Below are 25,093 nucleotides of genomic sequence, written 5' to 3'. Positions count from 1 at the left end.
GCACAGCAGAAACTAGACACTCGAGTGAATTGATTTACGCGACAGTGCGTTCCAGACGGCATCGATCCTAGAACGGGTGCACCGGCACGCGCAGAGGAATGTCGAAGATCGCGGAGTCGATGATGGCACAACGGGTTTCGGATGGTCACGACATGCCCTCGATCACGATAACGGCACGTAACGTCCTGGGATGAATCACGGATTCGCGGACGGATGGCTGCGACATAGCTATCTTCAGATGTCATGTTCACCTGGATCTATACGCTGCCCATCTGGCTGGACTTCCTCATCATCACCGGAACGTGTGTGGTGCTGACGACGGGCTCGATCCTGATGACCCGTCCGTACGTGTTGCGGACGCTCGGCCCCGAACCGGGCAAGAACGACTCGGTCACCATGGTGCTCACTGTCGGCGGTGTGTTCTATGGCCTGCTACTCGGTCTGATCGCCGCCGCGACCTACCAGTCCTACGATGCGGCGCAGGGCGTGGTCGCCGACGAAGCCGCCGCCCTCGGCACGCTCTACCGGGAGGCGGGCGCATATCCGGAGCCGCAGCGCTCCCAGTTGCGCCAAGACCTGATCGACTACACCGACAACACCCTGACCGTGGCCTGGCCCGCGCTGCGTGCGGGCGAGGAACCAATAGGCGGCACCGCCCTGGTGACCAGGTTTCAGGAGCATCTGCTGACCTTCCAGCCGCAGACCAATGCCCAGGAGATCCTGCACGCGGCGACGATCGACCAGTTCGCCACGTTCGATCAGCAACGACGGCATCGCATCAACGCGACTACCGGTGGTGTGCCCGGGGTGCTGTGGTGGACCATTCTGGTCGGCGCGGCCGTCAATCTGGTGCTGCTGTGCTTGTTCAGCCTGCATCGCGGGGCGCATTTGCTGCTCGGCGGCCTCTTCGCTTTCTTTCTCGGCGCGATGATTTTCCTGATCGCCGCCATGGATCTGCCGTTCCGCGGTGATCTGAGTGTGAGCCCGGAGCCATTCGAGAGCATGTATGTGAATGTCATGCGGCGCTGACCCCCTCCCGACCGAGAAAACCGGCCGGTTCGGTCACATATCGCCGCTGATCCGCGCGGCCTGTCATGGAACGGGTCACAGCCGACACATAATGGACACACGATGTGGGAAGCTCGTCTGAACACGTCGGGGTGTGTGATGCGTGTCACGTTTCTTGGTAGGGCTGGGAGCGATCGTGAAGTTCAGTGCGAAGGATATGGTCGGGTCGGTGCAAAGGTTGATGGCGACCGCCCAGAACGGCCTGGAAGTCATCCGCTTCGGTGGGCTGACCCACGATGTCGAATCGTCCCCGTTCGAGGTCGTCGAACGCAGACGGATGTATCGCCTGCGCCATTACTTCCCCGACGATGCGACACCGGGCAGGCCGGTCGCCGTGCTGGTGCCGCCGCTGATGGTGAACGCCGACATCTGGGACGTCAACGCCGAGGACGGCGCCGTCGGGATTCTGCATCGCGGCGGAATCGATTGCTGGGTGGTCGATTTCGGATCGCCCGCGAGCGAAGAGGGCGGGTGGGAACGGGATCTGGCCGATCATGTCCTCGCGATCAGCAGTGCGATCGACACGGTCAGCGAGGCGACCGGCAGCAGCGTGCACCTGATGGGGTACTCGCAGGGCGGCATGTTCGCCTATCAGACCTCCGCCTACCGCTACGGCAAGGGTGTGGCGAGCATCGTCACCTTCGGCAGCCCGGTCGACGTGGTCGCGGGCATGCCCTTCGGGCTCCCGTACGGCATGGTGTCGGATGTCGCGGAGTTCCTCGCCGACCACGTCGTCACCCGGCTGCCGATCACCGATTCCATGGTGCGCATCGGCTTCCAGCTGCTCGACCCGGTGAAGACCGCGAAGTCCAGGATTGATTTCCTGCGCCAGCTGCACGACCGGGAAGCGTTGCTGCCCAAGGAACGTCAGCGCCGGTTCCTCAACAACGACGGCTGGGTCGGCTACGCGGGCCCGGCGGCCGCCGATCTGCTCAAGCAGTTCGTCGCGCACAACCGGTTGATGCTCGGCGGCTTCGTGATTCGCGATCAGCCGATTTCGCTTGCCGAACTGAAATGCCCGATTCTGGCGTTCGTCGGTGAGGTCGACGATATCGGCCAGCCCGCAGCGGTACGTGGCATCGTGCGGGCCGCGCCCAACGCCGAGGTGTACGAAGCCAGTTTGGTGGCAGGGCATTTCGGCCTCGTCGCGGGCAGCATGGCCACCAACCACACCTGGCCTCTTGTCCGGCAGTGGGTCGATTGGATGGACGGCGGCCAGCCGCTGCCGCCGGAGATCACGCCGATGGCCGAGCACGTCGCAAGCAACCGGCCGCTCTCGGCGGCCACCCGTGTCGTGCACACCGTCGGCACGCTGGCCGAGGCCGGCACGGGCATGGGCAAGGCGCTGGAGGGGATCGCGAACAACACCGTGCGCGGCTCGGTCGAGCTGGTCGGTGAGGCGGCGCGAGCGTTGCCGCGGTTGACCCGGCTCGGGATGATCCAGCCGCACACCCGGGTTTCGCTGGGGCGGTTGCTCGCCGAGCAGGCGCAGCGGGCGCCGTTGCGCGATCTTTTCCTGTTCGACGATCGCGTGCACACCAACGCCTCGGTCAACGTCCGCATCGATAATGTGGTGCGCGGTCTCATCTCGGTCGGCATCCGTCCCGCGATGCGGGTCGGCGTGGTGATGGAGACCCGGCCGAGCGCGCTGGCGACCGTCGCGGCGCTGTCGCGACTCGGCGCGGTCGCGGTGCTGCTCGCCCCCGGCGGCGAGCTGGCAAGGGCGATCGAACTCACCGGCATCAAGACACTGGTCGCGGACCCGGAGAATCTGCGGACCGCGGCGGCCACCGGTACCAGGGTGCTGGTGCTCGGCGGCGGCGACACGCGTGGACTCGATATCCAGCAGGGTGCGAACGTGATCGATCTCGAGCAGATCGATCCCGGCCAGGTGCGGATGCCCGCCTGGTACCGGCCCAATCCCGGCCTGGCCCGCGAACTCGCCTTCGTCCTGGTGACCGGCACCGGCGATCGGCTGGAGGCGAAGTACATCACCAACCATCGCTGGGCGCTTTCCGCGATCGGCACCGCGACCTCGGCCGATCTCGACCGCAAGGACACGGTGTACTGCCTTGCCCCGCTGCATCATTCCTCCGGCCTGCTGGTGAGCCTCGGCGGTGCGATCGCGGGCGGCAGCCGGATCGCGCTGGCCAGATCTCTCGACCCGGCCCGCTTCGCCGAGGAGGTGCACCGTTACGGCGTCACCGTGGTGACCTACACCTGGACCATGCTGCGCGACATCCTCGACGCCGGGGTGTTCCCCGCGGGGCACCCGCACCCGATCCGCCTGTTCATCGGCTCCGGCATGCCCGCGGGTCTGTGGCGGCGCACGACCGAACAATTCGACCCCGCCCGCGTGCTGGAGTTCTACGCCTCCATCGAGGGCGATGTCGTGCTGGCCAACGTGACCGGCGTCAAAGCGGGCTGCAAGGGCAGGCCGGTGCCAGGCACGGCCAAGGTGGAACTCGTCGCCTACGATCCGATCGCCGGTCAGGTCCTGGTGGACGCATCCGGCTTCGGCCGCCGCTGCGCGGACAACGAAGTGGGTCTGCTGATCGGCAAGGCCTCCGACGGCGTCGACCTGTCCGACGGCGGCCTGCGCGGCCTGTTCACCGCGGGCGACGCGTGGATGCCGACCGAGAATCTGTTCCGCCGCGACAGCGACGGTGACTACTGGCTGGTCGACCGCACCGACACGGTGATCCGCACGCGGCGCGGGCCGGTATACACCCAGCCGATCGTGGACGCCCTCAACGACATCACCGCGGTCGACATGGAGGTCGCTTACGGACTGCCGGTCGGCGATCACTGCCTCGCTGTGGCGGCCGTCAGTGTTCGCCACGGTTTCCGGCTCGAACCCAAGGATGTGACCGAGGCGCTGCAGGTGCTCGATCATCACCAGCGCCCCGATCTGGTGCATGTGGTGGACGACATCCCGCGCAGCTCGTCCTACCGCCCGTCCGCCCGCGCCGTGCAGGCCGCCGGTCGGCCGGAAGCGGGTCCCGGCACCTGGTGGTACAACCGGGCGTCGGAGTCCTACGAGACGCTCACCGAGGCGTACGCGCGGACGCTGCTCGGCGACTGACCGACGATTTCGGCCCCCGCTCGAGAAAACTGAGCGGGGGCCGAAACATGTTGTCGTAGTGTCGGATTCACGGCAAATGTTGGGTCGATCGGGTACTCGGCAGGTTTTCACCGTACTATCCGTGGTGGCGGCCGATGTTGAAACGGAACCTTACAAGGAAACTGTGGGTACGAGCCTTATCTATCGCAACAGGATCGTCTACGAGCTGGCGATGCGTGGGTTGTACGGCCGCCACTACGGAGCCAGATACCGTGCCATCGCCGCTATCGTCCCCGACGGAGCCGGCGTCCTTGACGTGTGCTGCGGGCCCGCCACGCTGCACACCCGCTATCTGCGCGGCAAATCTGTCGACTACATGGGCCTCGATCTCAACGAGCGATTCATCGCCCGCGTGCGACGTGCGGGCGGCCGCGGTGCGGTGTGGGATCTGCACTCCGACGCCCCGCTGCCGGAAGCCGAGTACGTGATCATGCAGGCCAGCCTGTACCACTTCCTGCCCCAGCCGGGGCCGCTGATCGACCGGATGCTGGCCGCGGCGGGCAAGCAGGTGATCATCGCGGAGCCGATCCGCAATCTGGCCTCCAGTGACAACCGGGTGCTCGCCGCGATCGGTCAGCGTTTCACCGACGCGGGCGACGGCGCCCAGGCGCAGCGGTTCACCGAAGCGACCCTGGACGCGTTGTTCCGCGATTACGCGTCGCGCGTCGTCGAGCAGTCGCTGATCGCGGGCGGACGAGAGAAGTTGTTCGTCCTCTCGGCGTGAGATCAGACCGTGAACGCGGTGACGGCGTCGACGACCCGGGCAATCTGCTCGTCGGTCAGGTCGGGCCACAGCGGGAGCCGCACAATAGTTCCGGAGAACTCGGCGCTGCGCACGCACGGCTGCGGGGTCCGGCCCAGCTTGAGACCAGCGGGGCTGGAATCCAGCGGCACGTAGTGGAACGGCGCCGAGATGCCGCGTGCGCCCAGGTGCGCGATCAAGTCGTCGCGGCGTTCCTCGGTGGGGGTGCGCAGGTAGTACAGGTGCGCGGTGTGTGCGCGGTCGTCGGGCACGCTCATGAGGCGAACGTCGTTGCGGCGCGCCCACTCGGGCAGCGCCGCGGCGTAGGTGTCCCACACCCGGTGCCGTCCGGCCTGGATGGTGTCGAATTCGTCCAACTGCGCGTCCAGCACCGCCGCGTTCAACTCGCTGGGCAGATAGCTGGAGCCGATGTCCTGCCAGGAGTACTTGTCCACCGCGCCGCGCAGGAAGCGGGCGCGGTCGGTGCCCTTCTCTCGGATGATCTCGGCGCGCGCCATCAGTATCTCGTCGGTGAGCAGCAACGCGCCGCCCTCACCACAGTGCACGTTCTTGGTGTCGTGGAAACTCAGCGTGCCGAGGCTGCCGATGGTGCCGAGCGGGCGTCCGCGCCAGCTGGCGCCGAGGCCGTGCGCGTTGTCCTCCACGATGGCGAAACCGTGCGCCTCGGCCAGGGCGAGCAGCCGGTCCATCTCGGCGGCGACGCCGCCGTAGTGGATGACGACAACGGCTTTGGTCCGCTCGGTGACCGCCGCGGCGACGGAGTCCGGGTCCAGATTGCCGGTCTCCGGGTCGATGTCGGCGAACACGCAGGTGGCCCCGCGCAGTGCCATCGAGGTCGCAGTCGAGGTGAACGCGAAGCTCGGCACGATCACTTCGTCGTCCGGGCCAAGCTCCAACAGCAGGCCCGCCATCTCCAGCGCGGAGGTGCACGAGGTGGTCAGCAGCGCGTGCGGCGCGGCGGTGATGGTCTTCAGCTTGGCGGTGGCGGCGGCGGTGAACTGCCCGTCGCCGTGGCTGTGATCGGAGCCGAGCACGGCCTCCAGATTGGCCAATTCGCGGCGTGCCCGGAACGGGCGGCTGAAAATGACGCGATCAGTGCTCAAGCCGGTCGATCCCCCTGTTGGCGGCGGTCATGGACAGTTCCCGGGTATCCGCCGGGCGCGGCGTCGGAGTGTCGACGGTCAGGTAGAGCGGTTTGCCTACGAGGATATGCAAAGCGACGCCGAGGTATTCGGCGATCAGGCCGAGGGAGAACAGGGTCGCGCCGGACACCAGCAGCAGCACCACGATGATCGAGGCCCAGCCCTCCGGCGCCCAGTTTTCGGCGGTGAGTGCCTCATAGACGACGAACGCCGCCATCACGCCACCGGCGAGCGCCAGCGTGACACCGAGCAGGCTGACCAGCCGCAGACCGCGAGTACCGCTGCACAGCACCATCTTCCAGAACAGTGAGAACAGCCGCCGGTAGTTGTAGCCGGACTCCTCGCGGCCCTCGGCACGCAGCTCGACCGGCACCTGGGCGACGGTGCCGACCACCCAGGTCAGCGCGACATCCAGATAGACGCCGTTGGAGGCGACTTCGGCGAGTTGGCGGCCGATGGCGCCGCGGATGAGCCGGTAGCTCTCGAATCGGGTGGAATCCGGGAACGCGAACACCGTGGCGAGCACGATCTTCGCGCCGCGCGAGGTGAGGTTGCGCAGGAAGCCGTGCGGGCGGGTGTTGGTAGGCCGCGAATAGACCAGGTCGGCGCGCTCGGCGAGGGCCGCATCAAGGAAGGTGCCGATGAATCGGGGATCGTGCTGGCCGTCCTCGTCCATGGTGACGATCCAGCTGCCGCGGGCGGCGGACATGCCGGCGATCGTCGCGGCGTCCTGGCCGAAATTGCGACTCAGCCAGACGGTGCGCACCTCGGGGTAGGTCTGCTCGAGCTCCTGCAGCACCACATCGGACCGATCCGGCCCGTGGTCGTGCACCAGGATGATCTCGTCGATCGCGAAGACGGCGCCGCCCGGCGTTTGGGTGGGAACGGTCAGCTCGTGCAATTCGGCGACCAGCCCGCCGATGGTGTCCTCGCCCCGATAGATCGGTACGACGACGGACACCGTGTGCGCGCTACCCGCGTCAGGGCGGGGTTTGCCGTTCGGCGCTGCAGCATCGGTGCGGGGCGTGGAAGTAGTGGGAATCGGCATCAGCTGGATCGACTTTCGCTAACGGTGCGTGCCGGTACTCCCCGCTGGACAGCAGAGCCCGAGCCGCCCAGAACTCTAGCACGGTGCGGGTTTCGGCTTCTGCGACCGATGCCAAGCGGCACCGCGCACGGTAGGGTCTGGAACTCGTGACGGATAGTGCAGCGCTCGATTCGCGGCGAGACGTGTACCGCTGGGGAGCCATCACCGCGATCGGGGCGGTCGCGGGGTATATCGCGGTCCTGCTCGCCAACGTCCGGCACTTCTATACCGACGACACCGAATCCCAGTACACCGGGTTGTGGATCGGCCTCGGCCGGTCGTTGCGTGAGGGCACCTTCCCTGTGCTGGTGCCGGAGCGGTGGATGTCGGGCAACAACACGATGGACGATGCGGGGCTGTTCAATCCGCCGCAGCTGCTGATCGATCTGATCGCGCCGTCGGTCGACAACATGGCGTTGTACGCGACCGTCGTCAAACTGATCTTCGCCGTTATCGCCGCACTCGGGGTGTACCGGATCTGCCTGGCCTACGGCGGTCGGCCCGCGTGGTCGGCGGCGGCGGGCGTCGCGTTCCCGCTGTCGGGTTTCTTCCTGTTCTTCGACGAGGCCAGCTGGATGACCGCGCTCACCGGCACCGCGTGGCTGGTGCACGCCTGGGCATCGTCGGTGCGCTACGCGCGCGGCGCGGGCGGGCCGATTCCGGTCTTCGTCTTTCTGTATCTGACCATCTCCACGCAGTACATCTTCCCCGCGGTGGAGGCCGCGATCATGCTGTTCGCCGTGGCGGTGGGCGAGCTGATCCACCAACGCCGCTGGCAGCCGGTCGCGCGGCTGACCGTCGCGGGAGCGTGCGCCGGTCTCGCGGGTCTGCTGACCTTCCTGCCGAGCATGTTGTCGGCGAAGGTGACCTGGCGCGGCAGCTCGCAGATCATCAACGACCAGTTCCTCACGGTGCCCTGGTCGGAGTCGCTCAACGCCAGCCTGCCGAGTTCGATGCCTGCCTTCACCTCCTGGTGGGGTTATGTGCAGCCGATGCCGGTCACCTACATCGCCTGGTTCCTGATCCCGGCGCTCGCGTTCATCGACTGGCGGCGCGCCAAGGAAAGCTGGCGGGAGCTCAGCGCGGTCGCGATCTTCTCGGTCCTGATGCTGATGTGGGCCGCCGGACCGGGTTCGATCGGTCCGCTGCGCTGGCCGGTGCGGGTGCTGCCGATGCTCGCCATCGGCCTGTTGGTGCTGGTGTGCGTGCTGCTCGGGCGCTACGGCACGGTGCGAGACCTGAAGAATCGCGGCGTGGCCGCCGGAGTCCTGATCGGGCTGCTGTGGGTGCGATCCTTCTCGGCTGATCCGCACGGCGTGATCTGGCATGTGCTTGCGGCCGTCGCGATCGCGGCGCTCGGCGCGGGGGTGGTGTGGCTCGATCGCACCAAGGGGGTGGCCGCGGCGTGTGCGCTGACCATCGCCGCGATGTTCCCGATCGCCTACTTCCAGGTCAGGGCCGCTCAGCCGACCCCGATGACGTGGAATCTGCCGACCAATCGCTCCGCGGCCGCCGCCGCGTTCCCCGACTTCCCTGGCAATACCATCCAGCTCGCCGAGCGCGGACTGTTGCAACCAGCGGACAAGAGCCTCGAAGGCGCTTACGGCTCCCTGGTTTTCGGCAACTACGCCAAATCTCTGGACCTGTCCTACGTCAACGGCTACACGCCGACGGGTCACTTCTACTTCGGCGAGCTGCTGTGCATGCGCTGGGACAGCAGCGTTTGCCCGGACGCCTACCGCAGGATGTTCGCCCCGGAGCCGACCACCGGGCGGCAGCTCGTCGATCTGATGAAGCTGGACCGGGTGGTACTGCAGCGCGCGCTGTTCCCCGATGCCCGCGACCAGCCCGCTCCCGAGGGCTGGAAGTGGGTGGACTACCCCGGCCACGAGCGCTACATCTCGGTGCTCGAACGGGTGGACGGCCCGATTTCGACGGTGAACGGCCGGGTCGCGGACGCGAACAACGCGACGGCGACATCGATCTCCGAGACCGGCACCACCAGCAGGGTGCGGGTGTCCTCGGCCGACGGCGGTCGAGTGGTGTTCGCGCGGCTCGGCTGGCCGGGCTACCGGGTCACCCTCAACGGTGAGCCGATCCCGATCAAAGTGGTCGCGAAAAGCTTCGTCGCTGTGGATATTCCGGCAGGCACCCACAACGCGGAGCTGGTGCTGACCTGGCGTCCGCCGGGGTGGAAGGTCGGTATCGCGGCGATGGCGGCCGGGGTACTCGGTATCGGCGCGCTGCAGTGGCTGTATGTGCGGTCACGGCGTCGTGACGCCGCGGTGCAGGCCGACGATGCCGCCGGTGAGCCCGAACGCGCACTGGCGGACGTTGTTTCGTGAGCGCTGACCCGCATCCGGTAACCGGGACGCCGAGAGGCGCGCCGGTCTCGGTGTGGGAAGCGCCCCGCTCACGGTGCGCATTCCGGTACTGCCCGCGGTGGGCTGTAGGGTCTGGAACTCGTGGTGGAAAGTAGCGCCCCCGCCCGGCGGGACGTGTACAGGTGGGGTCTCATAACCGCACTCGGTGTGATTGCGGGATACGGTGCGGTGCTGTTGGCGAATGTCCGGCACTTCTACACCGACGACAGCGAGTCGCAATACGCGCCGTTGTGGGTGATGCTCGGCCGCCAACTGCGTGACGGGCAGTTCCCAGCGATGGTCCCCGAGCACTGGATGGCGGGCAACTACACCATCGAGGAGGCGGGTCTGCTGAATCCGCCGCAGCTGCTGATCGATCTGATCGCGCCCTCGGTGAGCAATGTCGCGCTCTACACCACGGTGATCAAGCTGATCTTCGCGATCGTGCTCGGGCTCGGCGTCTACCGGATCTGCGTGGAGTACGGCGCGAAGCTGCCGTGGGCCGCGGTTGCGGGCGTCTCGATTCCCTTCACCGGGTGGCTGCTGTTCTTCGACGAGGCCAGCTGGTACACGGCGTTCACCGGCACCGCGTGGCTGGTGCACGCCTGGGCTTCGGGTGTGCGCTATGCACGCGGCCGCAGCGGGCCCATCCCGACCTTCGTCTTCCTGTACCTGGCGATTTCGGTGCAGTACATCTTTCCCGCCGTAGAGGCCGGTCTGATGATCGGTGCCGTGGCCGTCGGCGAGGTGGTCTACCAACGCAAGTGGCTGCCGTCGGTGCGACTGCTCGCGGTGGCGGGTGCCGCGGCGTTGGCCGGCGTGGCGACCTACCTGCCGAGTATGCTCTCGGCGAAGGTGACCTGGCGCGGGACCGCGCAGATCAACAACGACCAGTTCCTGACGGTGCCGTGGTCGGAGTCGCTCAATGCCAGCCTGCCGAGCACGCTGCCGGCGTACAGCTCCTGGTGGGGTTATGTGCAGCCGATGCCGGTGGTCTATATCGCCTGGTTCCTGATCCCGGCGCTGGCCTTCATCGACTGGCGCAAGGCACGCGAGAGCTGGCGCGAGTTCAGCGCCATCGCGCTCGTCGCGATCATGGCGCTGATGTGGACCGCGGGCCCAGGCACCATCGGCCCGCTGCGATGGCCTGCCAGGGTGCTGCCGATGCTGGCCCTCGGGCTGCTGGTGCTGGTGTGCGTGCTGCTCGGGCGCTATGCGACCTTCGCCGACCGGCGCAGGCGCGGCATCGCGGCGGCCGTGCTGATCGGGCTGCTCTGGTTGCGGTCGTTCTCGTCCGCGCCGGACGAGGTGGTGTGGCATGTGGTCGCGGCGCTGGGCATCGCGGCCCTGGGAGCGGCAGTGGTGTGGCTCGGGCTGCGCCGCGGCACCGCCGCGGCCTGTGTGCTGGTCATCGTCTCGGTGTTCCCGATCGCGTTCCTCCAGGTGCACGCGGCGCAGCCGACACCGATGAGCTGGAACCTGCCGGAGAATCGTTCCGAGATGAAGGGCGCCTTCCCCGATTTCGCGGGTACCACGCTGCAACTCGCGGACCGCGGACTGATCCAGCCGGGCGAACGGACCCTTCAGGGGGCCTATGGGTCGCTGGTCTTCGGCAACTACGCCAAAGACCTCGAACTGACCTATGTCAGCGGCTACACCCCCAACGGCCACTTCTGGTTCGGCGAGATGCTCTGCATGCGATGGGACACCAGCGTCTGTCCCGACGCCTACCGTCGCGCCTTTACCACCGAGCCGTCCACCGGCAAGACCATCGTCGACCTGATGAAGGTCGACCGGGTGGTGCTGCAGAAGGCGCTGTACCCGGATGCGCGCAACCAGGCCGCGCCGCCCGGCTGGCGGTGGGTCGACTACTCGGGGCACGAGAAGTACATCGCGGTGCTGGAGCGCGACAACGGGCTGTTGTCCACCCGTAATGGCCGCGTCGCCACCGTCACGGGCGGCACCGCGACCTCGGTCTCGGAGTCGGATTCGACCAGCAGGGTGCGGGTGAGTTCGGAGCAGGGCGGACGAGTCGTGTTCGCCAGGCTCGGCTGGCCCGGCTACCGCGCGACGCTCAACGGTCGCGAGATCCCGTTCACGGTGGTTGCGAAAACCTTTGTCGCCGTGGATATTCCGGCGGGAACCAAGAACGCGGATCTGGAGTTGACCTGGCGACCGCCCGGCTGGAAGCCCGGCGTCGGCGCGGTGCTGCTCGGATTGCTCGGGGCGGGCGCGATGCAGTGGCTGTATCTGCGTGGCCGACGCGATGACGACAAGCCGGGCGGCGGCGCATCGGTGCCGCCGAACGCGGACCGCCCGGCTCCGGAACCCGACCTGGTCGGCGCGATCCAATGAGCGCTGGGGAGGCCGGAGCCCACGCGGGGGCGACGGGAACCGAGGATCCCGGACCACTGCTGCGCCTGGTGCGCAGGCAGGAGCTCGCCTTCGCGGTGGTCGGCGGCTTCAACACCGCATTGGGCATGACGCTGACGGTGGCCTGGCTCGCGATGCTCGGCCCTGATGTGCCGCCGTCGGTCGCGGTGGTCGCGGCCTACGGCATCAGCATCGTGATCGCGTTCGTGCTGCACCGCACCCTGGTGTTCCGGGTGCGCGGCCACGTCGTCCGTGATTTCCTGCGCTTCGTCGCGGTGAATTCCGGTGGGCTGCTGCTGAATATCGTGCTGCTGGAGCTGGCCGTCTCGGTGCTGGGATTCCCCGACAAGCCCGCGGCGGTCGTCGTGATGGGGCTTGTCGCGATCGTCAGTTTCTTCGGCCATCGCTACATCTCGTTCCGCAGGGAACCGGTGGCGTTGTCACCGTCGACCGGTTCCGGTGCGGAGCAGCTGTAGGCGACGGGTAAGTTATCGATCATGCCGGAGGAAACCGCCTTGGACGCCACACTGCTGAGCCTGCTCGCCTGCCCGCAGGACAAGGGTCCGCTGCTGTTGGTCCGCGATGACAAGGGCGCCACCGCGCTCTACAACCCGCGCCTGCGCCGGGCGTACCCCATCGAGAACGGCATTCCGGTGCTGCTCATCGACGAGGCGCGCGACGTCGCCGATGCCGAGCACGCCGTGTTCACCGGTCAGCACACCGACGCCTGACAGGCGCTGACCCGGTGGCACGCCCCGAGGGGTGCCACCGGACTCGCCGGTGCGCCGGTTCGCCGCTGTCCCAGAGAGATTCCGGTCGACGGATCGCTGACTTGCGGAATTATGGTGTGGCGGGGTCGATTTCGCCGGTCAGGTAGCGCTGAAGGGTGGGGCCGACGGCGGCGACCAGCTCCGGGATGGGCATGGAGGCGACCGGCTCCACTTCCAGGATCTTGCGCGCGACGAGCACGCCGATCATCTGCGTGGCGACCAGCGCGACGCGGGCGCGGCCGTCGTCGTCCGGGATCGCGATCCGCAGTCGGACTCGTTCGAGCACGATGTCGAGCACGAACGACCTGGCCAGCGAGATATCGCTGCCGCCGAGCATGCTCCGCACCGCCGCGACCACCCCGGGACCGGCAGGGGAATCCCACACGCTCACCACCGCGTGCAGGATGGTCGCGCCGAGCTGATCCAGGGGCGCTGCCTCGATGATGCGCAGCACGGTCTCCGGGTCCACCGGCAGCTCGACCACCGCGGCGAACAACTGCTGCTTGGTCCCGAAATAGTGGTGCACGAGCGCTGGATCGACCCCGGCGTCGGTGGCCACGGCACGGATCGAGGTCTTGTCGAAACCGACCTCGGCGAACCGGGCCCGGGCCGAGGTCAGGATCGCCTCGCGCGCGCCGGACTGTCCCGGTCTGCGCCCGGTGCGGGTGACGCGCTCGCCATTGCCTGCTGTAGTTCCGTTGCCGACCGTCACACCATCGCCTTCCGTCGCCCCATCACCCGCTGCCACGCTATCGCGTGGCATTACGGGGTTCGCCGCCGTAGGGTGGCCGCGCCCAGGCACAGTGCCACCACAGCGAACCCGGTGACCACGGCCAGATCGCGCCACATCGCGGCGGTCGCCTCGGGATGGCTCGAAACCTGTTGCAGCGCATCGACCGCATAGCTCAGCGGCATGACATTGCTGATCGCCTCCAGCCAGCCGGGCAGTTGGTCGCGTGGAACGAGCAAGCCGCACAGGAAGATCTGCGGCGCGACCACCACCGGCATGAACTGCACCGCCTGGAATTCGGTGCGGGCGAAGGCGCTTGCCAACAGGCCGAGCGCGACTCCGCACACCGCGTCGACCATTGCGATCAGCACAACCCAGCCCGGACTGCCTGCGGCGTTGAGGCCGAGCAGCCCGAAGGAAACCAGGCACGCCACTGCCGCCTGCGCGGCCGCGGCCACCGAGAACGCCGAGCCGTATCCGGCCAGCAGATCGATCTTCGACAGCGGCGTGGTGAGCAGCCGTTCCAGTGTGCCCGACGTGCGTTCGCGCTGCATGGCGATGGCGGTGATCAGGAACATCACGATGAACGGCAGGATGCCCAGCATGCTGATGCCGACGCGGTCGAACAGCGGCACGGGATTGAGCGGGTTCTTCGGGGTGTCCTTGTAGATGAAGTACAGCAATGTCATCAGCAGCGCGGGCACCACGAGAATCATGGCGACGGTGCGGTGGTCGTTGCGCAGCTGGCGCAGGATGCGGGAGGTCGTCGCGACATAGGGACGCAGGGTCGGCATCCGGCGCGCGGTGGTGTCCATGACGGCGCTCATGACTTCTGTCCCATCGTGATCAAGGAGAGGAAGGCTTGTTCGAGGTTCTGTTCGTCGGTTCTGGCGCGCAGTTCGTCCGGGCTCAGTTGCGCGAGCAATCTGCCTTCACGCATCAGCAGCAGTTGGTCGCAGTGTTCGGCCTCGTCCATCACATGGCTGGACACCAGCAGCGTCGTTCCGGCGGCGGCCAGTTCGTGGAACTGCTTCCACAGATCCACGCGCAGTACGGGATCGAGGCCGACGGTCGGTTCGTCCATGACGAGCATGTCCGGCTGCGCGACCAGCGCGCAGGCCAGTGAAGCGCGGGTCTGCTGGCCGCCGGAGAGTTCGTCGCCACGCTGGTGTGCGTGTTCGAGTAACCCGACCGCGGTGATGGCCGTGTCGGTGGCATCGCGGCCGCGGCCATACAGTGCGGCGAAGTACGCCACGTTCTCGCGGACGCTGATGTCGGAGTAGATGCTCGGCGCCTGTGTCACATAGCCGATGCGGTGGCGGAGTTCTCTGGTGCCCGCAGGCAACCCCAGCGCCAGGATTTCTCCTGATTCCACGATCTGCGTGCCCACGATGCTGCGCATGAGCGTGGTCTTGCCGCAGCCGGACGGTCCGAGCAGTCCGGTGATCGAACCGCGCGGAATCGTCAGTGAGACATCGTGGAGAACTTCGCGGCCGCCTCGGTTCACCGTCAGGTTCCTGACGTCGACGGCGGGGGATGAGTGCAGGTCCGTCATGGGACGCCTCAATTCATCGAGTGTTGAATTCACTGTGTGATGAATTTAGCGCGACGAGGGCGTCCGGACAAGAGACAGCGGCTGGTCGTGCGCGCAGTCCGGCATGTCGCCACGCGTGTCGGACCTGCCCCGGCGGATCCAGTGGTTGGGTGCGCGCCTCGGTCAGTGACTGTGATGCGACGGCGGCCTGCCTGCGGATTGTCCGGGCTCGACCACGACAAACTGGCCCATCATGCCCTGGTCCTCGTGCCACAGCAGATGGCAGTGATACATATACGGCGAGTTCGGATCGGCGGGTCCGTCGAATCGCATGGCGAGTTTCGCGGTGGCGTTGGGCGGCAGGAAGACGGTGTCCTTCGGTCCGGTCAGCGCCGCGGACGGCGGTGTGCCGTTCAGCTCCAGCACTCGATACTGCACATCGTGGACGTGGAAGTTGTGCGGCATCCCGTCGTTGTTGTGCACGATCCAGGTTTCGGCAGTCCCTCGTGTGACGGTCAGGTCGATCCGGTCCATCGCCATCTTCTGGCCGTTGATCCCGCTCAGGTTCAGCTCGAAGCGACGTTCCTGTACCGAATCGGTGCCGTCCGGCGTGGACGGATATGCCAGTGTCGCAGGCAGTTCGGGCGAGGGTCGCAGCGCTGCGGCCGCGCGCAGCTCGAGTACGTCGAACGAGTCGTCGCCGCCGGCGAACCTGCCGGTCCAGAAGTCGAGTCCGGCGTCGAGCTTGTTGCTGCGCAGTATCGTGCGCTCGCCGGGGCGGACCCGCACCACGATCTCGGCCCGCTCGCCCGGCGAGAGCTGCAGCCGGTCGAGCGCGGTGGGGCGTTCCAGCAGTCCGCCGTCGGTGGCGACGAGGGAGAACGAGCGGCTGTCGGCGAAGCCGAAGGTGTAGACGCGTGCGGGGGAGGCGTTGAGCAATCGGAGCCGCACGAGTTCGTCGCCGACATCGCGGTACGGCGTCAGAGTGCCGTTCACCATTGTCTGATCGCCGAGGAACCCGACGTCACGGAAGAGGGCGTGTCCCGAATCGAGCTCGGCCCCGCGGAATTTCACGTCCTGCACAATGACCGGCAGATCGTCGATGCCATAGTTGCTCGGCAGCGGAAGCGATTCGGAGATCTCGTCGTCGAGCAGGAACATCCCCGCCAGTCCGCGCCGCACATGCTGCTCGGTCGCGCCATGCGGGTGCGGGTGGTACCAGAGCGTCGCGGCGGGCTGATCGATCCTCCACTGCGGTGTCCACGTCGCTCCCGCCGCCACCATCTGATGCGGGCCACCATCCATCGCCGCGGGCAGGTGCATGCCGTGCCAGTGCACGGTGGAGGCTTCTGGTAGCGAATTGCGGACTCGGACCTCGACCTTTTCGCCACGCTTCGCCCGCAATGTCGGGCCGAGGTAGTCGCCGTTGAATCCCCACGTATCCGTTGCCTGACCGGCCCGGAATTCCTTTCGCCCTGAACGCATATCGAGCTCGAACACTCGGGTGCCGTCCGGCCGCAGCTGCGATTGCGCCAGCGGCGGAATCGCGAGCTCGTTCCGGAATTCCGTGCTGCCGACGGTGGAGACGGCCGCGTTGACATACACCCAGGTGACGCCGCCGCCCACCACGAGCACGAATACCGTCGCGAAGGCGACGACGCCGATGAGCAACCGTCGCCACCAGCGCGGTCGAGAAACCGAAGACATGCACCGACAGTAGGAATCCGCACCGCCCGGACACATCGGGGAGCGTCCCTATTTCACCCCTGACCTGCCCCTGATTCCCGATGCCTGCCGATTGTCGGTGCCTGCCACATCCGGCACGGCTGGTGTGCTCGTATTCCATTGTGTCCGAAACATTCTCGGCGCGGATCGCCGTGCCGGTTCGGTGCACGGGCACGCGCCCTGCATGTCGATCCGCTTCCGCGCCGCCTGGTCCGGGCGGGGCATGATCATCAACGCGGAGATCTCGTCGACGATCGTCGGCTTACGCATCGCCGAGCCGCGAACCCGTGTCTCATCGCGTGGCAACCGGAAATTGTTGAGCCACAGGATATTTCATCGCGATTCAGTCGTCGGTGAGTTCGGCGGCCGCGTCGCGTCCCGCCTCGGTGGTGCGGCGGAGAAAGTCTGCGATCACCTCCAGTTGGGCGTCGCTATACCGCTCGCAGAGGTCGTCCATGCGCGCGTTCATGCCGGAGAGCATGCGATAGATCTCCGGATTGCGGTCGCGGGTCGCGGCCACGGTGACGGCGCGGCGATCGATCGCGTCGGGGTCGCGTTCGCGGGTGATCCAGCCGCCGCGCTGCAGTCGATCGAGCACGCCGGTGATGGTTGCCGGGTGCAGACCGGCGAGCTTGGCCAGCGCGCCAGGGCTGAGTGGGCCGTGCCGGTTGATCAGGTCAACGCAATTCCAGTCGGCGTCCTTGAGCTCGACCTTGGCTCCGAACTGGCGATTCAGGAGTGACAGTTGGATGTTCAGGTCTCGAAGCGACTCTTTGACCACACGTGCCGACTGCCGGTGTCGCCGCGCATCCGCCTTTGTTACGTCACTCATATTGTATGACTCTCAAAATAGATGGTATGGTTTTCATATAATACGACGCTCGGATGAACGAGTGCCGCAGGCGTACCGAACATCTGCAGAAGGAAATCCACCATGCGCATCATCGTTTTCGGAGCCAACGGTCCCACCGGCCGTCTGCTGACCGGCCAGGCCCTCGAAGCGGGCCACGACGTCGTCGCAGTCACGCGGCGGCCGGCCGAATTCCCGATCGCCCACGAGCGCCTCACTGTCTTCGGGGGCGATGTCCACCAACCGGATTCGGTCGACACGGCCGTCGCGGGCGCCGACGCCGTGCTGTCCACGCTCGGCGTGCCCTACGGCAAAGAGCCGATCACCACCTACTCCGCCGGGGTCGGCAACATCGTGGCCGCCATGCACCGCCACGACGTGCGCCGCATCGGGGTGGTCTCGTCCAGTGCGGTCGACCCGAAGCCCTATTCGGATGCGGGGTTCCTCTTCAATCGCGTGCTGCAGCCCTACATCGTGCGGGTGATGGGCAAGACGCTCTACGACGACATGCGACGAATGGAAACGCTGCTGCGGGCCAGCGATCTCGAGTGGACGATCGTGCGTCCCGGCGGGCTGTACGAACTGCCCGCCGTCACGGAGTACACGATGGTCGAGGGGCATGCCGACAGTCGCTATACCGCGCGCATCGATCTGGCGGCGAGTCTGCTCCGGCTGGTCAGCGACGACCGATTCGTGCGCAAGATCGTCGGGGTCGTGACGATGACCGATAACCCGAGCCTGCTGCAATTGATCCGCAACGAGGCGCTCGGCAAGGGCTGATGTAGGGCGTGGTAATCGATCGTCCGCGGCGCGAGCTGCTGTGGTTGCCTCCGCATTCGAGCTGATAGAAGGCGGTTTCGAGCCGCCGTCGATGATGTGGCGTGGATCACAACATGAAGCTGTCACGTTCCGCGGCCGTTGTTTGTCCCATGGTCGTCACCAACCGAGAACCCCGAACCGGTGACACGGACCATGGGAGAAACGCCATGAACACACAGCGGATCGTCATCCTCGGCGCCGGCTACACCGGCATGCTCGCCGCCGTGCGGCTGGCCCGGCGGACGCGCAAGCTCGACACCAAGATCACTCTGGTCAACCCAGCCGCCCGGTTCACCGAGCGGCTGCGGATGCACCAGATCGCGTCGGGCCAGGAACTGACCGACCACCGGATCCCGGTCCTGCTGGCGGGCACCGGCGTCGAATTCGTCCAGGGCTGGGCCACTTCCATCGACACGGTCGCACAGCGAGTCATCGTCGACGGCACCGCGGCCCTGCCCTATGACACCCTCGTCTACGCCCTCGGCAGCAGCACTGATACCAGCGTCGTGCCCGGCGCGGCCGACCACGCCTGGACCCTGAACGATCCCCGCACCGCGCACCGTTTCTCCGAACGCCTCGCGGCGACCGAAGCCGGCGGCGGCGCCGTCGCGGTCTGCGGCGGCGGCCTGACCGGCATCGAGGCCGCGGCCGAAATCGCCGAGAACCACCCAGGGTTGAAGGTCACCCTGATCAGTAGCACCGAGCCCGGCGCGATGATGGGCGAGAAGGCGCGCGCCTACCTGAACAAGGCGCTGGACCGGCTCGGTGTCGCACGCGAGATCGGCAATGCCGTCACCAAGGTGCTGCCGGATGCGGTCGAACTGGGCAACGGCGAACTGGTTCCCGCGGATCTGACCCTGTGGACCACCGGTGTCCGTGTCTCACCGCTGGCCGCCCAGGCGGGCATCGAAACCGACGCGCGTGGTCTGATCGTGGTCGACCCGACCCTGCGGTCGGTGTCGCACCCGAATATTCACGCCATCGGCGATGCTGCCGCGGTGCGCCAGGCTTGGGGCCAGATCCACGGCACCTGCCAGTCCGGCATGCCGACCGCCGCATACACCGCCGACACCATCGCGCGGGCGCTGCGCGGCAAGAAGGTCGAGCCGTTCCGGTTCGGCTACTTCCATCAGCCGGTCAGCCTGGGACGGAAGGACGCGGTCATCCAGTTCACCAAGGCCGACGACACCGCGGGCCGGTTCTACCTGACCGGTCGTGCCGCGGTGATCTACAAGGAGACCGTCAGCAGCAGCCCGATACCGACCTTCAAGATGAGCAAGAAGATGACGATGTCGGCGCAGCTGTCCAAGGGCGGCAAAGCCACCCGTGCGACAGCATGAAGCCACGCATCCCGCCCGCCGCACACCCCGTGGCGGGCGGTAGGTTCACCTGACTTATACGGCCTGAATACTCGGGGAGGCGGAACCGTCAATGGTTGACCGAGCGCCGGCGCAGGATCCCTTCATCGAACATCGGCGGTTGCTGTTCGCCACCGCCTACCGGATGCTGGGCACCGTCACTGATGCCGAGGACGTCCTCCAGGACACCTGGTTGAAGTGGAACGACACCGATCGGTCGACCGTTCAATATCCCAAGTCCTATCTGGTCCGCACGGTGACCAACCTGTCGTTGAACCGGCTGACCTCTGCCAAGGCCACCCGCGAAACCTACGTCGGCCCTTGGCTTCCCGAGCCCCTGCTGACTTCGCCGAATATCGCGGAGGAGACCGAATTGGCCGACACCGTCTCTACTGCGATGCTGGTGGTGCTGGAAACCTTGAGTCCGGTCGAACGGGCGGTCTTCCTGCTGCGTGAGGTCTTCGGCTACTCGCACGCCGAAATCGCCGACACCCTCGACAAGCCCGAGACAACGGTCCGTCAGATCGCCCACCGAGCCAGGGCTCACGTGCAGTCCCGTCGTCCGCGGTTCGACACCGACAAGGCCGAGCGGGCGCACATCACCGACCAATTCATGGCCGCGTGCGCGGGCGGCGACCTCAATGCGCTGATGGATCTGCTGGCCCCCGATGTGACCGCGTGGTCCGATGGCGGCGGCGTGGTGACCGCGGCACGGCGGCCACTGCACGGCCCCGACCATGTGGCCCGCTGGATCCTGGGCGTGCTGGCCAAACCGGTCGCGGCCGGTTTCACTCTCGAATCCGCCGACATCAACGGCGAACTCGGCGCACTCGCGCTCATCGGCGGAAACCCCGGCGCCGCCTTCACCTACGACATTGTCGACGGCCGGATCCAGAACCTCCGCTTCCAGGTCAATCCGCACAAGCTCAAGGGGCTGTATATGGGGACCGATACCCTCGGCTGAGGTACGGGCGGCGGAAAACCGCCAGTCGTCTTACGATCTTGCGGTGACCAGCGAGACCACCGACAACAACGTGGAAGGGGACAGGTCCGGGCTTCGACGCTGGAGCTCTTCTTCGACCTCGTCTTCGTCTTCACCATCACCCAATTGACCCATGTGTACACCCATCACCCCGGCTGGCAGGCGCTGGCTCAGGTGGCCCTGCTCTTCGGCGTCATCTGGTGGATGTACAGCGGTTACGTCTGGCTCACCAATGAAGTGGCGCCGAGCAGCTCGTCCCGGCGGACCTGGCTGTTGCTCGGGATGTTCGGGTTCTTCGTGCTCGCACTGGCGATCCCGGACGCCTTCCACGGCACCGGCATCGCGTTCGGCCTCGGCTACGTCCTGGTCAATACCGTGCATACGGCGATGTTCTATTCGAGCGGCGGCGCCTCCGCGACGATCGCCATCAAGCGGATCGCGCCACTGAACGCGCTCGCTGCCGGGCTGGTACTGGCCGGCGGTTTCGTGCACGACTGGGCCCAATACCTATGCTGGGGACTGGCATTCGCGGTCCAGGTACTCAGCCCGTACGTGGTCGACACCGGCAACTTCGTGGTCAGGGCAAGCCACTTCTGCGAGCGGCATGGTCTGGTCGTCATCGTTGCCATCGGTGAGTCCGTCGTCGCCATCGGCGCCGGACTGGCGGGCGAGAAATTGACTGTCGCGCTGGTCGCGAATGTCGCGCTCGGTCTGGCGCTGGCCTATGTGCTGTGGTGGGCGTACTTCGGCATCGATGACGAGCGCGGCGAACACGCGCTCGCGGCGGTACCCGACCGGCAGCGCTCCACCGTTGCCGTCCTCGCCTACGGCTACGCACTCTATCCACTGCTGATCGGCATCATCGTGACCGCTGCGGGTATCAAGATGAGCATCGCGCACGGCAATGAGGTCGCCTCCGTCGCCACCGCGGCCGCGCTCTCCGGGGGTGTCGCCCTCTACTTCCTCGGGCAGTTCTTCTTCCGTCGTGCCCTACGCCTGCCGCGTTCGTGGTACCGCCTCGTCGCCGCTGCGGCAGTCGCGGCGACGATCCCGATCGGCGTCGCGTGGGTGGCATGGGCCCAGCTCGCCGCGCTCGTCGGCGTCGCCTACATCGCCGTGATCGCCGACGATCTGATCACCTTGCGCACCGGCCACCACAGCGCATACCTCTAGCCTGCGCACCCGAATCCGTCCGGGCCGAAGCATGATCGCCGTAGTTGCGGTGGTCGGGTGCGGGGGCGCGGGCTGCCCGGACCGACCCGGTTCGGGACAATGGCCGCTGTGTGTGCCGATGAACTCGCTGTGGAACCGCCCGCCGCCGCGCGCCGATTGCTCGGCGCCACCCTCTGGTCGGGGTCGGTCGGGGTGCGGATTGTCGAGGTGGAGGCATACGGCGGGGATCCGACCGGGCCGTGGCCGGACCTCGCATCGCATTCCGGACGCGGGCGGACCAAGCGCAATGCGGTGATGTTCGGGCCCGCCGGAGTGCTGTACGTCTACCTCAGCTACGGCATGCACACCTGCGTCAACGTGACGAGCGGGCCGGACGGGACCGCGAGCGCGGTGCTGATCCGATCGGGGGAAGTGGTAGCCGGGCTGCCGACAGCACGCGCGCGCCGCACGCCCGCACGTAGCGATGCCGACCTGGCGAAGGGACCGGGCAATCTCGGTAGCGCGCTCGGAATCACGCTGGGCGACTACGGAACTCCACTGTTCGACCCGGCCTCGCCGATTCGGCTGGAGCTAGCCCGCGCACTGAGCGCAGCCGAGATCGCCAGTGGGCCACGCGTCGGCGTCAGGATGGCGGCCGAACAGGCGTGGCGATTCTGGCTGCCTGCCTCGACTGCTGTTTCGGTGTACCGCCGCAGCCCACGCGCACCGCGGATCGAGACGGGCTCCAGACCCGGATCGGGCGGGTACTGACACATCGTGTCCGCGCCGCGTGCGGCCCTCAGCCAGGCATAGCCCAGGTGCTGGCGAATTGTGCGGCGGCAGCGATGAGTTTCTGCGGTGGCCGTCGTCCTATCTGGTGAGCGCGCCACACCGACTCGAAGCCCTCAGCAAAGGACCACCCCGATGACCATCGTCGCCCACTCCGTCCAGTCCGCCACCGCCACCGTTGCGCCGAGCCGGGCGCGCAACATCACCCTCTGGACCCTGCAGATCGTGCTCGGCCTGTTCTTCATCATCGCCTCGGCCGCACCGAAGCTCGTCGGTCAGCACTACGCCGTCGAGGTGTACGCGGAGATCGGTTGGGGCCAGTGGTTCCGCTACGCGACCGGCGTCGTCGAGCTCGCAGGCGGCCTCGGCCTGCTGATCCCGCGACTGTCCGGATCCGCCGCGGCGGGCCTGTCGATCACCATGGTGTGTGCCGCCGCGACCCAGGCTTTTCTACTCGGCGCCCCGGCCATGGCGATCTTCCCGCTGGTCCTGTGCGCGGTGTTCGTGTGGATCGCATGGAACCGCCGCGAGAGCATCGCGGCCCTGCGAGCGATGCTGACCCGCTGAGCAGAACCCGATTCGACCAACTGAACATCCGACAGCGATCGGCGGACCCGAGGTCCGCCGATCGCTGTCTTCCGAGTACGGCGCACGCCGGCGAAATCCACTCGACCTGCGCGGCACGCCCCGGCGAGACCGAGGCGAACGCGGAGCATCGGGATCCGTGCGGAAAGATGGGACAGCGTGAGCGGCGACATCATCGATGAACTGACCTGGCGCGGACTGATCGCACAGTCCACCGACCTGGATGCCTTGCGCTCGGCGCTGGCCGCCGACCGGCTGACCCTCTATGCCGGCTTCGATCCCACCGGCCCCAGCCTGCACGCCGGACACCTGGTGCCGCTGCTCGCGCTGCGCCGTTTCCAGCGGGCCGGCCATCGGCCGGTCGTGTTGGCGGGCGGCGCCACCGGCCTCATCGGCGATCCGCGTGATGTCGGCGAACGGACCATGAACTCGTCCGACACCGTTGCGGATTGGGCCGAGCGGATCCGTTCCCAGCTCGAGCGTTTCGTCGACCTGGACGATTCACCGACCGGCGCGGTCATCGTCAACAACATGGAATGGACCGGCAACCTCTCGACCGTCGATTTCCTGCGCGACGTCGGTAAGCACTTCTCGGTGAACGTCATGCTGGCCCGCGACACCATCAAGCGGCGCCTCGACGGCGAAGGCATCTCCTACACCGAGTTCAGCTACATGCTGTTGCAGGCCAACGACTACCTGCAGCTGCGCCGAGACTACGGCTGCACGCTGCAGGTCGGCGGCTCCGACCAGTGGGGCAACATCATCGCGGGCGTGGAACTGAACCGCAGGGTCGACAGCGCGTCGGTGCACGCGCTGACCGTGCCGCTGGTGACCTCGGCCGACGGCAAGAAGTTCGGTAAGTCGACCGGTGGCGGCAGCCTGTGGCTCGATCCCGAGATGACCAGCCCCTACGCCTGGTACCAGTACTTCGTGAACACCGCCGATGCCGACGTCGTTCGCTACCTGCGCTGGTTCACCTTCCTGTCCGAGGAGGAGCTGGCCGAACTGGAGACGGCGACGACCGAACGCCCGCATGCCAGGGAGGCGCAGCGCAAACTCGCCGAGGAGATGACGACCCTGGTGCACGGGGAGGCGAACACCCGCGCTGTGCAGTTGGCGAGCCAGGCACTGTTCGGTCGAGCTGATCTGCGTGAGTTGGACGAGGCGACGTTGGCCGCGGCGCTGCGCGAAGCCGCCGTCGAGGGGACGGTCGCCGAGGTTGTCGCCGAGGAGCCGAGCACGATCGTCGATCTTCTGGTGGCATCCGGACTGAGCGAGAGCCGTGGCGCGGCCCGTCGTGCGGTGAACGAAGGCGGCGCTTCGGTGAACAACGAGCGCATCTCGGATGTGGAATGGACCCCTTCCGATGCCGACTACCTGCACGGACGGTGGCTGGTGCTGCGCAGGGGAAAGCGCAACTTCGCAGGTGTACAGCGGGCGGGCGTTTAAAGATCTTGGTGGCTTGAGTCACATCCGTGTAATTCGAGCCGGTTTCCCAGGTCGGTGCAGATGCTCTGACCTGGGGAAACACCTCCGCTTCTTGGCGATTTGACGTAGCGTTTTCCGCCGCGTAACTTTATCCAAGTCAGAGCGACACGGACACCGACCCGGAGCCGAGAAGCACAGCGGAAACGCTGAGCGGAGGGCCTGGGAAACGAGGTAGGACGAGGAGCGCCTGACCGGCAGTAACATCGATCGTGCGAGCGGACTTGACTCCGACCGAACGATTGGCTAGGCTGGAAAAGTTGCCTCAGAGAGCCCCCCGAGAAAATCTGGGGAGGAACTGTGTGCGTGTGTTCTTTGAGAACTCAATAGTGTGTCGATGAATGTCAGTGCCAATTATTTAATTGGTTCCGGCCTTACATACCCCCCGGTTGTA

21 protein-coding genes are annotated in these 25,093 nt (G+C 66.8%); 14 read left to right on the top strand and 7 right to left on the bottom strand.

The genetic code is table 11. The annotated features are described in order from the left end of the window. Nucleotides 1-243 precede the first annotated feature (243 nt). The 3 genes from ACFU4Z_RS32815 to ACFU4Z_RS32805 all read left to right on the top strand — a co-directional run bounded on the left by ACFU4Z_RS32815 (nt 244) and on the right by ACFU4Z_RS32805 (nt 4,916). Nucleotides 244-1,029 (top strand): hypothetical protein, encoded by a 786-nt coding sequence (locus ACFU4Z_RS32815; protein ID WP_379071086.1) that lies wholly within the window; start codon nt 244-246, stop codon nt 1,027-1,029. Between the two features lie 175 nt (nt 1,030-1,204). Continuing rightward, nucleotides 1,205-4,153, top strand: a complete 2,949-nt coding sequence (locus ACFU4Z_RS32810; protein ID WP_379071083.1) for an acyl-CoA synthetase — start codon at nt 1,205-1,207, stop codon at nt 4,151-4,153. Between the two features lie 163 nt (nt 4,154-4,316). Beyond that, nucleotides 4,317-4,916 (top strand): class I SAM-dependent methyltransferase, encoded by a 600-nt coding sequence (locus tag ACFU4Z_RS32805; protein ID WP_379071080.1) that lies wholly within the window; start codon nt 4,317-4,319, stop codon nt 4,914-4,916. A gap of 2 nt (nt 4,917-4,918) precedes the next feature. Here the strand turns inward: ACFU4Z_RS32805 and rffA are convergent, their stop codons facing one another. Then, a complete protein-coding gene (gene rffA / locus ACFU4Z_RS32800) occupies nt 4,919-6,058 on the bottom strand; it encodes a dTDP-4-amino-4,6-dideoxygalactose transaminase (protein ID WP_379071077.1) in 1,140 nt (379 codons plus the stop codon). Then, on the bottom strand, nt 6,048-7,145 hold the full coding sequence (locus ACFU4Z_RS32795; protein ID WP_379071074.1) for a glycosyltransferase: 1,098 nt from the start codon (nt 7,143-7,145) through the stop codon (nt 6,048-6,050). The genes rffA and ACFU4Z_RS32795 overlap by 11 nt, the downstream gene beginning before the upstream one ends. 182 nt (nt 7,146-7,327) lie before the next feature. On the opposite strand from ACFU4Z_RS32795, the gene ACFU4Z_RS32790 reads away from it, so the two are divergent. From ACFU4Z_RS32790 to ACFU4Z_RS32775, 4 genes are all read left to right on the top strand, one after another. Then, entirely contained in the window at nt 7,328-9,529 is a 2,202-nt protein-coding gene (locus ACFU4Z_RS32790) for a hypothetical protein (RefSeq protein ID WP_379071275.1), read from the top strand. A gap of 153 nt (nt 9,530-9,682) precedes the next feature. Then, a complete protein-coding gene (locus ACFU4Z_RS32785) occupies nt 9,683-11,902 on the top strand; it encodes a hypothetical protein (RefSeq protein WP_379071273.1) in 2,220 nt (739 codons plus the stop codon). Further along, nucleotides 11,899-12,396, top strand: coding sequence for a GtrA family protein (locus ACFU4Z_RS32780; RefSeq protein ID WP_379071071.1), 498 nt, complete (start codon nt 11,899-11,901; stop codon nt 12,394-12,396). The genes ACFU4Z_RS32785 and ACFU4Z_RS32780 overlap by 4 nt, the downstream gene beginning before the upstream one ends. Before the next feature lie 21 nt (nt 12,397-12,417). Further along, the gene (locus ACFU4Z_RS32775) at nt 12,418-12,651 is read left to right on the top strand and encodes a Trm112 family protein (protein WP_379071069.1); all 234 of its coding nucleotides are present in this window, start codon (nt 12,418-12,420) and stop codon (nt 12,649-12,651) included. 109 nt (nt 12,652-12,760) lie between these two features. Here ACFU4Z_RS32775 and ACFU4Z_RS32770 read toward each other — a convergent pair whose 3' ends face one another. The 5 genes from ACFU4Z_RS32770 to ACFU4Z_RS32750 all read right to left on the bottom strand — a co-directional run bounded on the left by ACFU4Z_RS32770 (nt 12,761) and on the right by ACFU4Z_RS32750 (nt 17,511). After that, a complete protein-coding gene (locus ACFU4Z_RS32770) occupies nt 12,761-13,402 on the bottom strand; it encodes a TetR family transcriptional regulator (RefSeq protein ID WP_379071066.1) in 642 nt (213 codons plus the stop codon). A gap of 50 nt (nt 13,403-13,452) precedes the next feature. Then, nucleotides 13,453-14,247, bottom strand: a complete 795-nt coding sequence (locus ACFU4Z_RS32765) for an ABC transporter permease (RefSeq protein ID WP_379071063.1) — start codon at nt 14,245-14,247, stop codon at nt 13,453-13,455. Next, complete coding sequence (locus ACFU4Z_RS32760) at nt 14,244-14,975, bottom strand: ABC transporter ATP-binding protein (protein WP_379071060.1); 732 nt, start codon at nt 14,973-14,975, stop codon at nt 14,244-14,246. Before ACFU4Z_RS32760 ends, ACFU4Z_RS32765 begins: the two co-directional genes overlap by 4 nt. 162 nt (nt 14,976-15,137) lie before the next feature. Continuing rightward, nucleotides 15,138-16,661 carry a multicopper oxidase family protein gene (locus tag ACFU4Z_RS32755; RefSeq protein ID WP_379071057.1) on the bottom strand — a complete coding sequence of 508 codons (1,524 nt, stop codon included), beginning with the start codon at nt 16,659-16,661 and terminating at the stop codon, nt 15,138-15,140. A gap of 361 nt (nt 16,662-17,022) precedes the next feature. Then, nucleotides 17,023-17,511 (bottom strand): MarR family winged helix-turn-helix transcriptional regulator, encoded by a 489-nt coding sequence (locus tag ACFU4Z_RS32750; RefSeq protein ID WP_379071054.1) that lies wholly within the window; start codon nt 17,509-17,511, stop codon nt 17,023-17,025. A 102-nt stretch (nt 17,512-17,613) separates the two neighbouring features. Here ACFU4Z_RS32750 and ACFU4Z_RS32745 point away from each other — a divergent pair, with 102 nt between their 5' ends. The 7 genes from ACFU4Z_RS32745 to tyrS all read left to right on the top strand — a co-directional run bounded on the left by ACFU4Z_RS32745 (nt 17,614) and on the right by tyrS (nt 24,663). After that, nucleotides 17,614-18,309: an NAD(P)-dependent oxidoreductase gene (locus ACFU4Z_RS32745; RefSeq protein ID WP_379071051.1), complete on the top strand. Its 696-nt coding sequence runs from the start codon at nt 17,614-17,616 to the stop codon at nt 18,307-18,309. Between the two features lie 206 nt (nt 18,310-18,515). Then, on the top strand, nt 18,516-19,688 hold the full coding sequence (locus ACFU4Z_RS32740; RefSeq protein WP_379071048.1) for an NAD(P)/FAD-dependent oxidoreductase: 1,173 nt from the start codon (nt 18,516-18,518) through the stop codon (nt 19,686-19,688). A gap of 91 nt (nt 19,689-19,779) precedes the next feature. Continuing rightward, a complete protein-coding gene (locus tag ACFU4Z_RS32735) occupies nt 19,780-20,670 on the top strand; it encodes an RNA polymerase sigma-70 factor (protein WP_379071045.1) in 891 nt (296 codons plus the stop codon). 99 nt (nt 20,671-20,769) lie between these two features. Then, nucleotides 20,770-21,861 carry a low temperature requirement protein A gene (locus tag ACFU4Z_RS32730; protein WP_379071270.1) on the top strand — a complete coding sequence of 364 codons (1,092 nt, stop codon included), beginning with the start codon at nt 20,770-20,772 and terminating at the stop codon, nt 21,859-21,861. A gap of 99 nt (nt 21,862-21,960) precedes the next feature. Further along, nucleotides 21,961-22,611, top strand: a complete 651-nt coding sequence (locus tag ACFU4Z_RS32725; RefSeq protein WP_379071042.1) for a DNA-3-methyladenine glycosylase — start codon at nt 21,961-21,963, stop codon at nt 22,609-22,611. A gap of 153 nt (nt 22,612-22,764) precedes the next feature. Continuing rightward, nucleotides 22,765-23,196, top strand: a complete 432-nt coding sequence (locus tag ACFU4Z_RS32720; protein ID WP_379071039.1) for a DoxX family protein — start codon at nt 22,765-22,767, stop codon at nt 23,194-23,196. 177 nt (nt 23,197-23,373) lie between these two features. Next, nucleotides 23,374-24,663 carry a tyrosine--tRNA ligase gene (gene tyrS / locus ACFU4Z_RS32715; RefSeq protein WP_379071036.1) on the top strand — a complete coding sequence of 430 codons (1,290 nt, stop codon included), beginning with the start codon at nt 23,374-23,376 and terminating at the stop codon, nt 24,661-24,663. The last annotated feature ends 430 nt before the right edge of the window (nt 24,664-25,093 follow it).

Origin of the sequence: Nocardia sp. NPDC057440, from assembly GCF_042802915.1 — a bacterium.
Classification (GTDB): Bacteria; Actinomycetota; Actinomycetes; order Mycobacteriales; family Mycobacteriaceae; genus Nocardia.
This window is presented reverse-complemented; position numbering and strand designations above follow the sequence as displayed.

Coding starts and splice junctions, on each gene's coding strand:
- ACFU4Z_RS32815 (WP_379071086.1), top strand. CDS start 244: ATGTTCACCTGGATCTATACGCTGCCCATCTGGCTGGACTTCCTCATC.
- ACFU4Z_RS32795 (WP_379071074.1), bottom strand. CDS start 7,145: ATGCCGATTCCCACTACTTCCACGCCCCGCACCGATGCTGCAGCGCCG.
- ACFU4Z_RS32760 (WP_379071060.1), bottom strand. CDS start 14,975: ATGACGGACCTGCACTCATCCCCCGCCGTCGACGTCAGGAACCTGACG.
- ACFU4Z_RS32780 (WP_379071071.1), top strand. CDS start 11,899: ATGAGCGCTGGGGAGGCCGGAGCCCACGCGGGGGCGACGGGAACCGAG.
- ACFU4Z_RS32775 (WP_379071069.1), top strand. CDS start 12,418: ATGCCGGAGGAAACCGCCTTGGACGCCACACTGCTGAGCCTGCTCGCC.
- ACFU4Z_RS32750 (WP_379071054.1), bottom strand. CDS start 17,511: ATGAGTGACGTAACAAAGGCGGATGCGCGGCGACACCGGCAGTCGGCA.
- ACFU4Z_RS32755 (WP_379071057.1), bottom strand. CDS start 16,661: ATGTCTTCGGTTTCTCGACCGCGCTGGTGGCGACGGTTGCTCATCGGC.
- ACFU4Z_RS32745 (WP_379071051.1), top strand. CDS start 17,614: ATGCGCATCATCGTTTTCGGAGCCAACGGTCCCACCGGCCGTCTGCTG.
- ACFU4Z_RS32765 (WP_379071063.1), bottom strand. CDS start 14,247: ATGAGCGCCGTCATGGACACCACCGCGCGCCGGATGCCGACCCTGCGT.
- ACFU4Z_RS32725 (WP_379071042.1), top strand. CDS start 21,961: ATGGCCGCTGTGTGTGCCGATGAACTCGCTGTGGAACCGCCCGCCGCC.
- ACFU4Z_RS32740 (WP_379071048.1), top strand. CDS start 18,516: ATGAACACACAGCGGATCGTCATCCTCGGCGCCGGCTACACCGGCATG.
- ACFU4Z_RS32735 (WP_379071045.1), top strand. CDS start 19,780: ATGGTTGACCGAGCGCCGGCGCAGGATCCCTTCATCGAACATCGGCGG.
- ACFU4Z_RS32720 (WP_379071039.1), top strand. CDS start 22,765: ATGACCATCGTCGCCCACTCCGTCCAGTCCGCCACCGCCACCGTTGCG.